Genomic DNA, 14,734 nt, shown 5'->3' with positions numbered 1-14,734 from the left:
GAGATTTGGGCAAGGGGCTTGGAACGAACCTCTTTAGACGCAGAGCTGCCTAGCTCTACTGATTGTGGAAGCATGAAGCAACTAGGAGCGAGGAAGCGTCAGAAACAGCGACTTCAACAAAGTAAGTCGCTGTAGTTCATACTCTACCTCCTCCCCTGGCTCAGGGGAGTTAGGGAAGAATAAGCGGTTCAGTTTAAAAATCAGGATGCGATCGCACGGCGCAACTGGACGGTACAATATACCGCTCAATCGGACAACTGGATAACCTTAAAATAAAGCAATGCAGATAGCCTACCCTAACTACACGACCTCCGACACTCATGAGTGCAACTATTAGCCCAAAAACCTTGCCCTTACCTCCCGGTAGTTTTGGTCTACCTTGGATTGGCGAAACTCTTGGTTTTTTATTTGATCCTGATTTTGCCGTTAAACGGCAACGCAAGTATGGCTCAATCTTCAAGACTAACATCTTAGGGCGACCAACAGTTGTTATGGTGGGGGCAGATGCCAATCGCTTTATCCTCTCTTCCGATATGGATTGCTTCTCCTGGCGCGAGGGGTGGCCCGATACGTTCAAGGAACTGTTGGGAGAGTCTCTATTTGTCCAAGAAGGGGAGGAACATAGGCGTAATCGTAAGTTATTAATGCCAGCGTTTCACGGCAAAGCGTTGGCAAATTATCTAGAGACAATGGATAGCCTCATCCAGGAGTATCTCAAAAAATGGGAACATCTGGGTACGTTCACCTGGTTTCCCGAACTCAAACAGATGACATTTGAGATTGCCAGTATACTTCTTGTGGGCAGTAAACCCGGAGAAAATATGGCACAACTATCGCAGTGGTTTACGCAACTGACATCAGGTTTATTTGCCGTACCTTTACGCTGGCGCTTTTCGACTTATGGTAAGGCATTGGCAGCACGGGATAAGTTATTAGACTACATCGAACAAGCGGTGCGAAAGCGACAGCTATCCCCTGCCCAGGATGCCTTGGGGTTGCTGGTACAGAGTCGGGATGAGGAGGGAAATGCCCTCTCCATGAACGAACTCAAAGCCCAAACGCTACTGCTGTTATTTGCGGGACACGAGACAACGACATCCATGCTGACATCTTTGGCTATGGCATTGGCGCAGCATGAAGATGTGTTAGCCAAAGCGAGGGCAGAACAGCAACAATTCACAACAGAGGGTGCTGTCACCTTCGAGCAATTGAAGCAAATGCCGTACCTAGAACAGGTATTGCGGGAAGTCGAACGCCTGTATCCTCCTGTGGCTGGTGGATTTCGAGGAGTGGTGAAGTCGTTTGAGTATCAAGGCTACCACATTCCCGCAGGTTGGCAAGCCCTCTATCGCATTCAAGGCACCCATCAGGATAGTGAAGTCTATACCAATCCAGAGCAATTTGATCCCGATCGCTTTTCACCCGAACGGGCAGAACACAAGCAACAGGAGTTTAGTTTAGTTGGTTTTGGTGGTGGACCGCGCATTTGTTTGGGACTGGCATTTGCTCAGATGGAAATGAAGATTTTTGCTGCTCATTTACTGCGTCATTATCGTTGGGAATTGCTGCCTAAGCAAAACCTGACAATGGATGCCATCCCCACTTTACATCCTCGTTCTGGGTTACAGGTAAGGTTTGGTAAGCTTTAAGCTGCAAAGAAAAATTTTTGTAATAGGCAAAGCGATCGCTAAATTCTTTACTGGTAGAGAGGGCAGACTGAATAAACAAGTGTAACAATTTCCGGCAATGCTCAAACTCAAATCACTAGGCTTATCCATGATTGCTGCCTCAGTTGTCTTAGGCAGTCAAGCCCTTGCGTCGGTTCCTGCGTCTCTCTCTGATCGTAGACTTCAGCCGGATGGCGATCGCCTATCCCACAACGAGAGCGCAACCCTTGCTCACCCACACCGTGAAACCCTCATCAGGGGTATGGGGGCGATTGTGATGGTTGCCAGTGGAGTCTTCCTGTTGCTCAATTTTCGCAGGACCAACAGAAATACAAAAACAGCCGACCTCAGCGGTGCCGACCTCAGTGGTGCCGACCTCATCAATGCCAATCTCAGTGGTACCAACCTCAGTAGTGCCAACCTCATCAATGCCAATCTCAGTGGTGCCGACCTCAGTAGTGCCAACCTCAGCGGTGCTGACCTTATCAATGCCAATCTCAGTGGTACCAACCTCAGGGGTGCCAACCTCAGATATGCCAACCTCAGCGGTGTCAACCTCAGATATGCCAACCTCAGTTGTGCCAACCTCAAATATGCTAATCTCAGCGATGCCGACCTCAACTGTACCTTACTCAGCGATGCCAACCTCAGCGATGCTAACCTCAGTGGCGCCTTGCTATTTTTTGTAAATTCACGCGAAGTTCAGAATCTTGAACCGCTTCAACTACAGGCGCAACATAAGCCTTTTTTATGTAATGTTGCACTGCCTTCCTACTCCCATCAACCAAAAGTGAATCCCAATCGCGACTGCGATCGCATTCCCCAACTTTTGAGCGATCGCTACAATATTTCACTCGAAGAGGCTCAAGGGATAGTCAATGAAGCTCGACAACACCGATGGGACTAACAAAAACTGGCACAATCAGGGCGGTTTCATTCTAGTAGTGGTGCAAGTCCCCAAAGCCTGCCATAGACTGAAGTTCCCCCCATCCCGATTGACGATAGAAGCCTAAACCCCGACTAAAGGAGCATTAGTCCTCTATGATGTCAGCTCAACGTATTTTGAAGCGTACAGACGCGCCATGGCGCTACTACATAACTGATTCAACTTGTTTTATTAAGAAAAACAAACGAAGGTTGGCTTAGGGGGAACTCATCAGACATTATAGAAACTTGAGTGTTAGTGATTCATTAAGCTGAACGATCTTTTTGAGCAATTATTTGCAGAATTTATAGAGGGTGAACTATGACCAGTCAATCTCAATCCGGGCAATCAGTTTTGACTCGTTCTCGTGATGTAACGATTATTAATATTGATGCGCGAGTTAACGATGATGACAATCCCGTCATTAAATATTTAACACCGGGTACCTACGAGGTTCAGTTTATTGGTCAATCTCAAGGTGGTATGTATGATGCCTGGAGTCGTTGGAGTTTTGTCTATGAATGTGAAGAAAATGGCGAAAATTGTACTACTGGATGGCTCAATGAATACTACATAACCTCCAGTGAATTTATCGTTAGCGTACCCACGACAGGTATATATGCAACACCAGAAATTGCCCGCTCTAAAGCCCAAAACACGTCATTTACCCTAAAGTTTGCCAGCGAAGTCAGCTTTTTTATTAATGATGATATCCTCGCGGATAATCAAGGAGGCGTGTCTTTGCTGGTTAAACGACAACACTTTCGTCAACCCCCGTCATTTTGGGGAAATTTAGTGTTATGGGCATTACTGATTGATTCAATCGTACTAACCTGGTTCATCTTAGATCCTTAAATTAGTCACTCTAGCCAAGAGAGAATCTACCGTTTATGCCAATTCAGTTTTTTTAGGAGTAGAAATCATCAATGAAGCGTCTAGTTGTTTGTTGTGACGGAACCTGGCAAAAACTAACGAGTCCTTATCCCACGAATGTGGTTAAAATTGCCCAAGCGATTAAAGCAACCTGTAGTCAAGATATTCCCCAGCTTATTTTTTATGATGAGGGCATTGGAACAGAAAACCCATTTGCCAAGATTTTGGGTGGGGCGTTTGGTAAAGGCATTGATCAAAACATACAAGACGGCTATCGCTTTCTTTGCTTAAACTATGAACCCGGTGATGAAATTTATTTGTTTGGGTTCAGTCGCGGTGCTTATACCGTTCGCAGTTTAGCGGGAATGATCTTTAACTCAGGGCTATTACCGCGAGAAAAGATCCGCAAAGCGCCTGAGGCTTACGAGAACTATCGCTCCCGTAAGGGTGAGGATAAACCCGATGCCTACAAGATGGAAAAGTTTCGCCAAGAAAATAAGGCTGAGCAAGTTCCGATTACACTGCTTGCCTGCTGGGATACCGTTGGTTCTCTAGGAATCCCTGATTTATCGCCGCTTTTTGCCTTTGACCAACAAATTAACCAGAAATACGCCTTCCACGATACCTCATTGAGTCCGATTATTAAGAATGCCCTACATGCTGTTGCTATTGATGAGCAGCGTCAGGTTTTCTATGTCACACCCATGCAGAAAAGCCGCAGGAGCGAATATAAGGGTCAACCTGTGGATCAATTCTTACGTCAAGTTTGGTTTCCCGGCGTTCACGGATCAGTAGGCGGTGGCTCTCAAGAACAAGCTGGTTTATCCGATGGAGCGTTGCTGTGGATGATTGAATCCATTGAGCAATTGCGTCAGCAACAACGTTTGGGATTGGAACTTGATCCAACCGTCATCGAATATGGGATTCACCCTGATCCAACTATCATGTTCAGCAATGAACCGCAGAGTTTTATCGGTCGATTAACATTAAAAACTGGACGCAAGATTCGCGACGTTAGTGATGACTTTGATGATCTGCATGAGAGTGTTAAACAACGTTGGCAAAAAGTTTTCGATTACCGACCTGCAAATCTGGAAAAATTTAAATCCCTGTTAGATAAATACGGAGAGATGTAGACGCTTTCCTAACTTGCCTCTGGGTGACATTAATTCATGTAGTCCCTAAAAATCGAGAACGGCAATACGCGCTCAAAGAATTATCGAGTTCATTCAAAACCATGTCCTTGAGCGCAGCGCAGCAACAGTCGGGGCAGGTTTTGTTACATCGGGGTGAGTACAGAATCGGTAATCATCAAACCCCCATACACCATCAACACTCAACAATCAACACGCAAACACCATGATTACTCCAACGGCTGATCAAATTGCTAAAACCAAAAAATCAATTGAAAACTACTACATTTCTTGGATATCTTATCCATACAAACGTGAAGGAGTTGCTCCCTTTTATCAGATGCATGAACCGGGAGAATCAATTCGTGGAACAGTGATGATCTTTCACGGCTTTTCAGCTAAACCGATGCAAATGTTTCTGGTGGGTGACTACCTCTTCCGCAACGGGTTCAATATTTATCAAATTCCTTTGGCGGGTCATGCGTTTATTCCACCCGATAGTTATTGGCCCCAAGTTGACCTCAAGCCAGAATTTCGTGATCCCCTCCGTGATGAAGTCCGAAAAGATGCTGTTTTAGACCTTTTCTTGTCCAATCGTGATAATAAATCCCAAGGGCAATTTCAACGATTGACCACGTTTCAGAAGATGGCGCTGATTGGTCGGATCATCAAAATGGCACCCCAGCTATTGGATATGGCATTGGCAATTGAGCGACCCAATGACCCCGATTTTGATCGTTATTTCACGTCGTCTCATATGAATTATTTGACCGATGCACAGGAACGTTTGGCAGAATTGGATGCGATGCCAGGACCGATTTATACCCTGGGACTCTCTGTCGGTGGTGCCGTTGCCCTCGGACTAGCAGCGTCTCGACCGGATCGAATTAAAAAGGTGGTGGCTTATGCTCCGCTTTTGGAAGTGTCTAATGAAATTAATGAGCGTTACATTAACCTCACGGGTCCCTTAGACTTGAGGGAATTTTCTTGGGAACAAAATGTTAGTTTTCCGGTGGGCTGTTTGACCGCTGCTAACCGTTTTGGTGCTTTTGTTCGGAGTGATAAAAACCGAGAAGCGTTAAAGAATATTTCCACATTTTTGGTATTAACCGAGAACGAAGACGCAGCTGATCTGAAAACCAACCAGAGATTCTTTGACCAATTAGGTGGGAAAGACAAAGGACACCACTACTATCTCTATCCAGCGAGTGACCTTGTGCCTCATCCTATGGTAGACCCGACAGAAGTGAGTCAGGGAATGACGAATCGTTTCTGGAAGAGTTTGTATCAGGAAACCTTCCGCTTCTTGACGACAGGAGAGGTTGATGCGGATAACATGAGCAACCTTGAGGAAGCACCGGATTTACCGCCGATGCCGACTTATTCGTAACTGGAAGTGATCAGTGATCAGTTATCAGGAGATAGGGGAGATGGGGAAGTTGTGTAGGGGCGGGTTTCACGACTATCGTTTGAAATGGTGCGTTAGCGAAGCGTAACGCACCCTACACCCGCCCCGGCTTGACATAAGACGAATGACATAAGACATAAGACGAATGACAAATAATGAACAGTTAGCTCAATGGTTATATCGCCTTGTAGAAATCCTGCGTAGCCAAGGAAATTCGACATGGCGCAGGTTGGTTCAGACTGTTTCGGGCAAAACGGCTGTGATTGAGCTAGATGGAACTCAGTTGCAACTGTGGGCGCAGGGAGATGAGCCGTTGCAGGTTAGCATCGAATCCTTGACAGAACCACAACCCGTTCACTTTTGCAGCGATGCTGAAACCCTGAGAGATATCATTACGGGTTCTGTAACATTGGATGCGGCGGTAATGAGTGGCAAAATTTATGTTAGGGGTGATTTACCCGACTTACTGGGTATCAATCAGGTCGTCATGGGCATTTTAGCCGACAGTGCGATTAATTTACAGTTACAACGCCTCTGGAACGACTTTGATCACCTCTGGTTCCATCCCCCCTCTCCTCCCCCTTGTCAATCCCTTGACCAACAAAAACCATCCTGTGGTTATCTGATCAACCAAATACCCGCCGATGTACTCAACATTGAAGTGGATTGACATCACCCGAAAGGGCGATATACTCTAATCTATCCTTGTCTGCTTGGTAAAATTTACGGAGTTTTACCAAGATTCTTAATGAAGATTTAAGATTTTTGACAATTTCGGTTATTGGCGGCGATCGCGCCTATTCTGATATACAGAGCGCCGATTAACGGCGACGCTAACGTTCTGTTCACTCACTTGCCATACCGAGCTAATTATTTTATGACTACTCTACCTACATTGATTCGTTCCCTCGCTTTAACCGCCCTACTCAGCTTTATTGCTCCCGTTGTCCTCTTCTTGGGATTTTTCGCCTTTCTATGCACTATGAGCTGGGTTCCTGGCTTGGAAACCCTTGGTCAAACAGGCGCAAACGATTTGTTACAGTTTCTGGCGATTTTTGGGAACGGCTGTTCCGTGGAAGGGTTGTTCGTGATTGGCTTAACCTGTAGCTTTGTGGCAGCCTTATTTGATACCTACGCTTTCTATAGCTATCAGCATCTTAACGACCACTAACATCAACCATTGTAACCAATGATTTCCTCTATTCGGTTAGATTACCTTGGGCAACCTGGTTATGGTGCAACCAATCTCCCGTCATCAACCTGACGGGAGACTTTCAACTAACCAGGAGCCTGAACCCAATTTTTCGGTCTAATCAAGACTGCTCTGATCCCAGGGCGGCGGCTGTTTTCTCCCGATTGAGCTTGAGAATTAACACACCTAGGGGAGGTAAGCACAAATCCAGAGAATAGGGTTGATTGTGGAACCACCATTCATCCGTCCACTTACCGCCTAAATTCCCCATATTACTCCCACCATACTCGCGAGCATCACTGTTAAACAGTTCTGTGTAGAAGCCCATTTCTGGAACCCCGACTCGATAGTGGCTGTGGGGCTGAGGTGTGAAATTGCAAACCGCGACAACAAACTCTTCAGAATCCTTAGCACGGCGGATAAATGCCACCACGCTATGGCGATTGTCACTACAATCAATCCATTCAAACCCGGCTTCAGCATAATCTTGAGTATAGAGAGCAGATTCTCGTCGATAGACCTGATTCAAGTCACTCAGAAACAGCTTCAACTGCTGATGGGGTTCGTATTGCAGTAAATGCCATTCTAAATCGCCCCAGACATTCCACTCACTCCACTGACCGAACTCCATGCTCATAAACAGGGTGTTCTTGCCGGGATGAGTGAACATATAGGTAAATAAGCAACGGATATTGGCAAACTTTTGCCACTCATCCCCAGGCATTTTGCCCAGCATATTACTCTTCCCATGCACAATCTCATCGTGAGACAGCGCCAGCATGTAGTTTTCGGCATGGTGATACCACATACTGAAGGTAATATTATTCTGGTGGAACTGGCGGAACCAAGGGTCCATGTGGAAATAATCCAGCATGTCGTGCATCCACCCCATGTTCCACTTCAAATTAAAGCCTAATCCACCAACATAAGTGGGCCAAGACACCATGGGCCAATCCGTTGACTCTTCGGCAATGGAGAGGATACCCGGAAAATAGCTAAAGATTACATGATTCGCCTGTCGCAGGAAATCGGCGGCTTCAATGTTCTCCCTTCCCCCATACTGGTTCGTCACCCATTCTCCCGGTTTACGACAATAGTCCAGGTAAAGCATCGAGGCGACAGCATCCACGCGAATTCCATCGATGTGGTATTTGTCAAACCAGAACAGGGCGTTGGACACCAGGAAGTTACGGACTTCGTTGCGGTTATAGTTGAAAACTAAGGTTCCCCACTCTTTATGTTCACCCTTACGTGGGTCAGCATGTTCATACAAGTGAGTGCCATCAAAGAAGGCTAAACCGTGACCATCTTTGGGGAAATGACCCGGTACCCAGTCCACAATCACCCCAATCCCGTTCTGGTGACACTGATCCACAAAATACATGAAATCGTCGGGTGTCCCATAGCGGGAGGTGCAGGCAAAGTATCCGGTAACCTGATAGCCCCACGAACCATCAAACGGATGCTCGGCGACGGGGAGTAACTCAATATGGGTAAAACCCAAATCTTTAACATACGGAATTAAGCGATCCGCCAATTCCCGATAGGTAAGAAATCGCGCTCCGGGTTTGAGATCAGACACCAGAACCACGGGTTCAGGCTTCCCATCCGCGCCAATGGGGGGTTCGGCTGAAGAACCATGCAGCCACGAGCCTACATGCATTTCATAGATAGAAATTGGCTGAGTCAGCGTATCGGTATGGCGGCGCTGCTCCATCCAGTCTTGATCGTTCCAGGTGTAGGTATCGAGATCGGCAACAATCGAAGCGGTTTTGGGGCGGATTTCTTGGTGGAAACCATAGGGGTCAGATTTTTCGTAAATATGCCCATCATAGTTTTTGATTTCATACTTGTAATGGTCGCCAACTGCCACTTCTGGGATAAACAGTTCCCAAATACCAGTGTCACCTTTCCGCATTTGGTGCTTGCGCCCATCCCAGTGGTTAAAATCACCTAAAACCGAAGCGTTGCGAGCATTCGGAGCCCAAACGGCAAAGTAGACACCCTGAACTCCATCTATTTCCGTGGGATGGGCTCCTAGTTTCTCGTAGATGCGATGATGATTCCCTTCGGCAAATAGATGCCGATCAAACTCGGTTAAGCGGGGCGAACGGAAGGCATACGGATCATAGATCACCCGCTCGTGTTCGCCTTCTTTGAGGCGTAACTGGTAGTTTGCCAGTTCCTCTATATCGATCTGACATTCAAAAAAGTGGGGATGATGCACTGATTGCATCGGATAGTCTTGGCGTTGTTCTGGTAGCACAACCCACACGGCGTCAGCATTCGGGAAATACACCCGTACTGCCCAGGTGGTCTTTCCATCCTGTTCTAATCGGTGTGGACCGAGTATCTCAAAGGGGTCGTGATGTTGATTCCAGACAATTCGGTCAATCTGTTCAGGGGCAATCATGGGAAACATCGAGGTATCTACTTCAGTGAATGGAAAATGGGTGTTAAATAATTTTAATATTTATATACTTTTTTTGTTTTTTCTACACATTTGGGGCAAATTGGGGTATAAGCAAGAATTATAGTCTTTTCGGTTGCTTCCTGGTTAAGTGATACAAATAGACTTTGAGAGAATACTCTTCATCATCCTATTCTCGGTATCCTATCTGTGGCAAGCATACACGGAATTTGACCCCGACACCTTGAATGAACCACTTGTGACAATTTGTCCCAGCTTCCCTAGGTCAAGGAACCAGGTTTCTTTGGGTGAAAGCTTGATATGTCCTTGTCATCCTCACGAGAAACCCGGTTTCTCGGAATAATTGACCCTCTAGAGGGGCGGATGTGAGTCAAGTTATCGGATATTTACATTAGTGAAGCCCGCCCCGGAAAAAATGGTTGACAAGTTTTGCTGTATTGTGCTATGTGAATTTAACTTTAAAACGGGGTGAGTGTCTGCCACAGATCAACCAGTTTCAGAATAAAAACAGTTTGCTGGATCTCAGTAGCGAGTTCCGGGGGGGTTGACCGCTGGGCTAATTCAGCTTTAAGTTGGGCGTATTCTGCGGCTGTAAGCAGTTCCCCATCGATAGGCGATCGCGCTTCGGTGATAATCTCGGTTCTCCACACCTCTTCGGGTACGTCATCTGGGGGAGGTAACGCCAAAGTCGGTTGAGCCACCCAACCCATTAATCCCAAACAGATACTAAAAAATATACCCTTTTCCACGCTTTTAAGCTAAAAATAGTTTTCAGTGTACAGACCTAACATACTATATCTGTTTTGAGCAATCCACTCGCGTTAAACCGCCTTGGGTTCAAACCCAAGGAACAAAAAGCTCAAGTCAGCTAAAGCTGACTGAATAAGAGTTTCCCCAACCATTTTGTAGAGACGTTGCATGCAACGTCTCTACAATCTCGCCAAATACGGTGACAATCTAGCCAATCTCTTCGTCTGTGGTATCTGCGACAAGATTGATGTCTCGTCGTATCCACCGCCAAATAAAGTTTTGTTGTTCAGGTGAGAAGCCACATCGATCCATTTCGGCTTGCACTTTATCGGCGGCTACTGGCTGAAAACGTGCAATTAATACCCAATGGATACCACCCAAAAAATAATAATCATCATTTTCGCGAAGATCATCAACAGAACAAGGTGTATAATTCTGATCTTGCCTTTTATCTTCCTCTAATGTTGTAGACAATACTGCAAATACTCCAAATATGCTATCAGAAAAATCATTAAGAATCTCTTGCAAATATCCTTGGTTAAAGTAAGTATTATCCGACAAAATGTCCATGTCAAATTTATTGCCATTAATCCAAGGCTGTGAAGAATCTAGTAAAAGGTCACCTATTACCTTTAAGTCATAAAGCTTACTCTCAAGCTCTGCTATATTATTAGACCAGTTTTGACAATCATTTATGAAATTCATTAAAGAGAAAGCAATAGAACCCCATCCATCTGCGAATAGATAAAACATAGCATCCCAAAACATACAATCTACACCATGCCAATTTATCAAGTTTTCAAGAGAAACTTTTCCTTCGTGCCAAGCTAGATGACAAGGGACAAAATACCTCGGATAAAGTGGCTCCATGCAACTAGAACAAGCATCAAAAATTTTTCGTGAGACACCTTGCCAAAGATGCGAGCTAATCTCAAAGAGAACAAGGGCTTCACGTTCATCACTATTCTTCTTAAATCGTTCGATCAGTAATTTCTCTAAACTCTCTGCAATAGTTCCTTGATTCTCAGTTGCCGCATTGAGCAGTAATAAAGTTTTTCCCGATCTTATAAAGTTTATGGAAGACCCCTGTGAATACTCATCTAGATTGATCAGTTTAATCCCTGACTCTAGTAAGTATTCAATACAAGCTTTCGTAATCTTCCGAGTCACTTTGGGACTGGGAACCATAAACTCTAAACATCGTGCCGCAAAAGACAGTAAATTTTCGACTTCCTCTGCTTCAGCCTCACGAACGGCATAAAGAACAGTAGTGAGTAATTTATCCCCAGCCCCTTCTGAATTCTTACCTTTGATCTGAAAAGCCAATTGTGCGACAACATCCCATTCCTTATTGGCAATCTTGGGCAAAAGAAAGTCCGCTAACTCCTTGGCTGTCTCCTGTGTTCTAAACAAATAGAGTGCGGTAAAATATTCGAGAAAAGTGCGATGGGTAAATTGATAAAGTTCCTCACCATCTGCTGTTGTTCCTATCCCTGTAAATACCCACGCCCGTCCCCGACAGAATTGGATAAACTCACGCGCAGCCCTTTCTGCTTGATCGCGGTCATCAAAACGATGTTCCAACAAATAGTCAGAGAGTTTAACAATAAGCTGGTGTTCGGTTACGCCTCCCTGTAAACCTTGATCATCATAAAGCCAATACGCCAGATATGCAATCGCTGGTCGAATATTATCCTCGAAGCGAAACCCAACTGGAATATCTCGATTTTTATCCCACTTCTCAAATAACATTTCAGCACATTTTTCATACACCTCCGGTCGATTTCGAGGAATGTAACCTTCGCGTCGATAGAGGTTACACATCAACGCCAACATCAACGGGTTAGAACGCAAATCGGAGACAAATTTGCTCTCGTTGAGAAAGGCTTCTCCCTTTTCTTCTGGTTCTTCGTTGACCTTAAACCATGTCGTAACATATTCTTTGACTTGATTTTCATCAAAGGGAGCCAGCCGAAAAACCTCAAATTTTTCTGGATCAAGAGGTGCTTGATCATAACCCACTTCTCTGGATGTCACCAGCACAGGGACTGAGGGATAAAGATTACAGAATAATTCAATATCGCTGCTAATTTCCCGGCGATAGCTAGTATCCAACAGTTCGTCTAATCCATCAAAAATAACTACAACTCGACCCGTCAATATCAAATATTCAAAAGCTCCAGGTGGTGGCGGTGTTTGATAATCAGAATTCGCTTTTGTTTCGATATATTGTACGATGGAGCAGTTGAGTTCTTTCTTCTTTGCGCCATAATCCCGCAGGATGACCAGGATTGGTGTAACTTGTCTACCCGCAAAGGGGCGTTCTGAATAGCAGGTTGCTAAAACATGGGCAAATTTTTGGGTAAAGGTGGATTTACCACCACCCGGATTTCCCAGTAGAACAGCGCGATAAATGCTATCGAGAAACGTTGTAATTTTTAGGGATTCTGGTTGATTGCTTTGTTTGGTGGGAGTTGGGATAAAGTTGGGGCAAACATACAGGCGATTGATGGAGAGTTTCTGCGCCTTATCGAAATCGGGAGGAATAATATATTTGTGGCGTTCACCAACTTGCTGACGATAGTTTTCCTCAAAGGTTAGAATGGCTTTAATATCGGGTTTTCGTGGTGCTGTTAATAGGTTAAGCGTCTTTTGAATTGTCGCAATTTCATCCCGCACGATTTGATGACGGAATGCTGATTTTGCCTCATGCGCGGAAAGTCTACCCTGATCAATCGCGATTTGTAGCGCTTCTTCACATCCCTCAATTAGATCATCTAAAATTAGATTTGCTGCCTTTTGCAGTTCAGCATCTGGAATGTTGGTATAAGATGAGAATGCGGCTAACCATTCCTGACGAATCAGTTCAAAATTATTTTGCGGATTATCTGAAAGTTTGGCGGCGTAAATTTGACGGACGATGGTTTCGGCGGGTGGAGATTCCAGAAATAAGCAAATTTGGTCAATCTCTGCGGGTTCATAACATTGGATTCGTTCTGATACTGTCTCGGCGGCTTTTTGTAGAATGGGTTGTAACGCTGTTTCATTGAGTTTCCGGCGTTCTCGGATTTCTGCGCCAATGAGATGTTTTCCTATCTGACGACTGACTGGTGCAAGAAGTGGAGAGAGTCCTTTGGAAATTAGGGTTAAATTTGGCTCCATGGTTGTATGCTATGGGAGTTATGATAGGAATAGTTCTATATTAGTAGATGCGTGAGTTTGAGCGGCGCTAAAGCGCATACTACAAACAAGGCTGTACTACGTGCGGCGAAGGTTTATGGCGAAGACAGCGCAACTACAAACCTTTTTATGACAGGGAATTATGAAGGTTAGTTTTGGATTTGGGTACATCGCCAGCCTGATTCTATTGGCTAGTTATCCAGTGCTGACAATATTGACAGAAGCGACTCCGGCTGTAGCGGATGATACGGGAGTGATTCGGAAAGTTGTACTCCTGGATTTATGGGAAAGGGGTAATGGGTTTCGGTTGTCTCCAGAAGTTACTCAAATTACAGTTGTTGATAATTACGCGATCGCGCAATGGTTTTGGGACAATAGTACTGGAGAGACGGTTGTGATCAATCAGAATAATCAATGGCACGCGATCGCGTCAACCCAAACCCCATTTACTCCTAGCACCCTGGCTAACTATGGGATTCCTCGTGAGACGGCGCGACAGTTAATTAATCGCGATCGCGCTAATCCCAACACACCCTCAGAACAACCTCCGGTAGCGAATCTATTCACCCCTGTCTTACCGCAACTCCAGCGACAAACCGATACTTTAATTTTATTACCCAGCCAAATGCCGGAGTTTAGACAGCGGATTTATGTGAATAGTTTTAGGTCACCCAATACCTATAGTATTGCCTTAAACTTAAAGCAAAACTGCAATGGAATGCCTGATTGTACTGTAGGTGCATTTAGCGCCACGCCAGTGAATCCAAACTATTCTCCCGGCGATGGATTTATCAAAAAAATTCCGCTCACCAACGATATCTGGGGATACTTTACACCAAGTCGATGCCAGAGTATTTGTACACCAGCGGTGATTGAATGGGTGTGGCAAGATACCCATTACCGAATTGCCTTAAAAGGGATGGGTACAGATGTTAATCGAGCCGAAGCGATAATGGTCAACATTGCTAATTCTGCCATTGAAGCCGGACCCCGTTAATACTATATCAGTTCAAGACTTACATTTTAGTACGACATGAACGTAATCGCGGCATTCCCCGACTTCAGCGATAGCAAGTCGGGGAAGGATAGCGGATAATTTACGGGTTTCGACATCCCGTAAATTATCAAATTACCATTGTTATTTTACCCAATTAAATGATAATATGGGGGGTATG

The 14,734-nt window shown here is 45.1% G+C and carries 11 protein-coding genes and 1 pseudogene; 9 read left to right on the top strand and 3 right to left on the bottom strand.

Annotated elements, in window-relative coordinates; translation table 11 throughout:
* From RH949_RS24895 to RH949_RS24860, 8 genes and pseudogenes are all read left to right on the top strand, one after another.
* Positions 1–135 (top strand): annotated as a pseudogene (locus RH949_RS24895) (RNA-guided endonuclease InsQ/TnpB family protein); the annotation flags it as partial.
* 185 nt (positions 136–320) lie between these two features.
* A complete protein-coding gene (locus RH949_RS24890; RefSeq protein ID WP_446356923.1) occupies positions 321–1,649 on the top strand; it encodes a cytochrome P450 in 1,329 nt (442 codons plus the stop codon).
* 97 nt (positions 1,650–1,746) lie between these two features.
* Positions 1,747–2,574 carry a pentapeptide repeat-containing protein gene (locus RH949_RS24885; RefSeq protein ID WP_446356921.1) on the top strand — a complete coding sequence of 276 codons (828 nt, stop codon included), beginning with the start codon at positions 1,747–1,749 and terminating at the stop codon, positions 2,572–2,574.
* 339 nt (positions 2,575–2,913) lie between these two features.
* The gene (locus tag RH949_RS24880; RefSeq protein WP_006104955.1) at positions 2,914–3,447 is read left to right on the top strand and encodes a hypothetical protein; all 534 of its coding nucleotides are present in this window, start codon (positions 2,914–2,916) and stop codon (positions 3,445–3,447) included.
* Positions 3,448–3,518: 71 nt separating this feature from the next.
* Positions 3,519–4,601, top strand: a complete 1,083-nt coding sequence (locus tag RH949_RS24875; protein ID WP_006104858.1) for a DUF2235 domain-containing protein — start codon at positions 3,519–3,521, stop codon at positions 4,599–4,601.
* Between the two features lie 223 nt (positions 4,602–4,824).
* Positions 4,825–5,988, top strand: a complete 1,164-nt coding sequence (locus tag RH949_RS24870) for an alpha/beta hydrolase-fold protein (RefSeq protein ID WP_446356918.1) — start codon at positions 4,825–4,827, stop codon at positions 5,986–5,988.
* A gap of 163 nt (positions 5,989–6,151) precedes the next feature.
* Positions 6,152–6,676, top strand: coding sequence for an SCP2 sterol-binding domain-containing protein (locus RH949_RS24865; protein ID WP_006104815.1), 525 nt, complete (start codon positions 6,152–6,154; stop codon positions 6,674–6,676).
* Positions 6,677–6,883: 207 nt separating this feature from the next.
* Positions 6,884–7,177 carry a hypothetical protein gene (locus RH949_RS24860; protein ID WP_446356916.1) on the top strand — a complete coding sequence of 98 codons (294 nt, stop codon included), beginning with the start codon at positions 6,884–6,886 and terminating at the stop codon, positions 7,175–7,177.
* Between the two features lie 142 nt (positions 7,178–7,319).
* On the opposite strand, the gene glgB is transcribed toward RH949_RS24860, so the two are convergent.
* From glgB to RH949_RS24845, 3 genes are all read right to left on the bottom strand, one after another.
* Complete coding sequence (gene glgB / locus RH949_RS24855) at positions 7,320–9,611, bottom strand: 1,4-alpha-glucan branching enzyme (RefSeq protein ID WP_446356927.1); 2,292 nt, start codon at positions 9,609–9,611, stop codon at positions 7,320–7,322.
* A 476-nt stretch (positions 9,612–10,087) separates the two neighbouring features.
* Entirely contained in the window at positions 10,088–10,339 is a 252-nt protein-coding gene (locus RH949_RS24850; protein WP_446356925.1) for a hypothetical protein, read from the bottom strand.
* A gap of 247 nt (positions 10,340–10,586) precedes the next feature.
* On the bottom strand, positions 10,587–13,541 hold the full coding sequence (locus tag RH949_RS24845; protein ID WP_446356914.1) for an NACHT domain-containing protein: 2,955 nt from the start codon (positions 13,539–13,541) through the stop codon (positions 10,587–10,589).
* A 160-nt stretch (positions 13,542–13,701) separates the two neighbouring features.
* On the opposite strand from RH949_RS24845, the gene RH949_RS24840 reads away from it, so the two are divergent.
* Entirely contained in the window at positions 13,702–14,556 is an 855-nt protein-coding gene (locus tag RH949_RS24840; RefSeq protein ID WP_446356912.1) for a hypothetical protein, read from the top strand.
* Positions 14,557–14,734: the final 178 nt, after the last annotated feature.

It is taken from the genome of Coleofasciculus sp. A1-SPW-01 (genome assembly GCF_040217205.1).
In the GTDB taxonomy this organism is placed as follows: Bacteria; Cyanobacteriota; Cyanobacteriia; order Cyanobacteriales; family Coleofasciculaceae; genus Coleofasciculus; species Coleofasciculus chthonoplastes_A.
The sequence above is the reverse complement of the archived record's forward strand: the minus strand, read 5'-3'. Positions and strand labels throughout refer to the sequence as shown.

Bases quoted from the DNA above. Each gene is read 5' to 3' on its own strand.
- RH949_RS24860 (WP_446356916.1), top strand. From the start codon at position 6,884: ATGACTACTCTACCTACATTGATTCGTTCCCTCGCTTTAACCGCCCTA.
- RH949_RS24870 (WP_446356918.1), top strand. From the start codon at position 4,825: ATGATTACTCCAACGGCTGATCAAATTGCTAAAACCAAAAAATCAATT.
- RH949_RS24890 (WP_446356923.1), top strand. From the start codon at position 321: ATGAGTGCAACTATTAGCCCAAAAACCTTGCCCTTACCTCCCGGTAGT.
- RH949_RS24875 (WP_006104858.1), top strand. From the start codon at position 3,519: ATGAAGCGTCTAGTTGTTTGTTGTGACGGAACCTGGCAAAAACTAACG.
- RH949_RS24845 (WP_446356914.1), bottom strand. From the start codon at position 13,541: ATGGAGCCAAATTTAACCCTAATTTCCAAAGGACTCTCTCCACTTCTT.
- glgB (WP_446356927.1), bottom strand. From the start codon at position 9,611: ATGATTGCCCCTGAACAGATTGACCGAATTGTCTGGAATCAACATCAC.
- RH949_RS24840 (WP_446356912.1), top strand. From the start codon at position 13,702: ATGAAGGTTAGTTTTGGATTTGGGTACATCGCCAGCCTGATTCTATTG.
- RH949_RS24885 (WP_446356921.1), top strand. From the start codon at position 1,747: ATGCTCAAACTCAAATCACTAGGCTTATCCATGATTGCTGCCTCAGTT.
- RH949_RS24880 (WP_006104955.1), top strand. From the start codon at position 2,914: ATGACCAGTCAATCTCAATCCGGGCAATCAGTTTTGACTCGTTCTCGT.
- RH949_RS24865 (WP_006104815.1), top strand. From the start codon at position 6,152: ATGACAAATAATGAACAGTTAGCTCAATGGTTATATCGCCTTGTAGAA.
- RH949_RS24850 (WP_446356925.1), bottom strand. From the start codon at position 10,339: ATGGGTTGGGTGGCTCAACCGACTTTGGCGTTACCTCCCCCAGATGAC.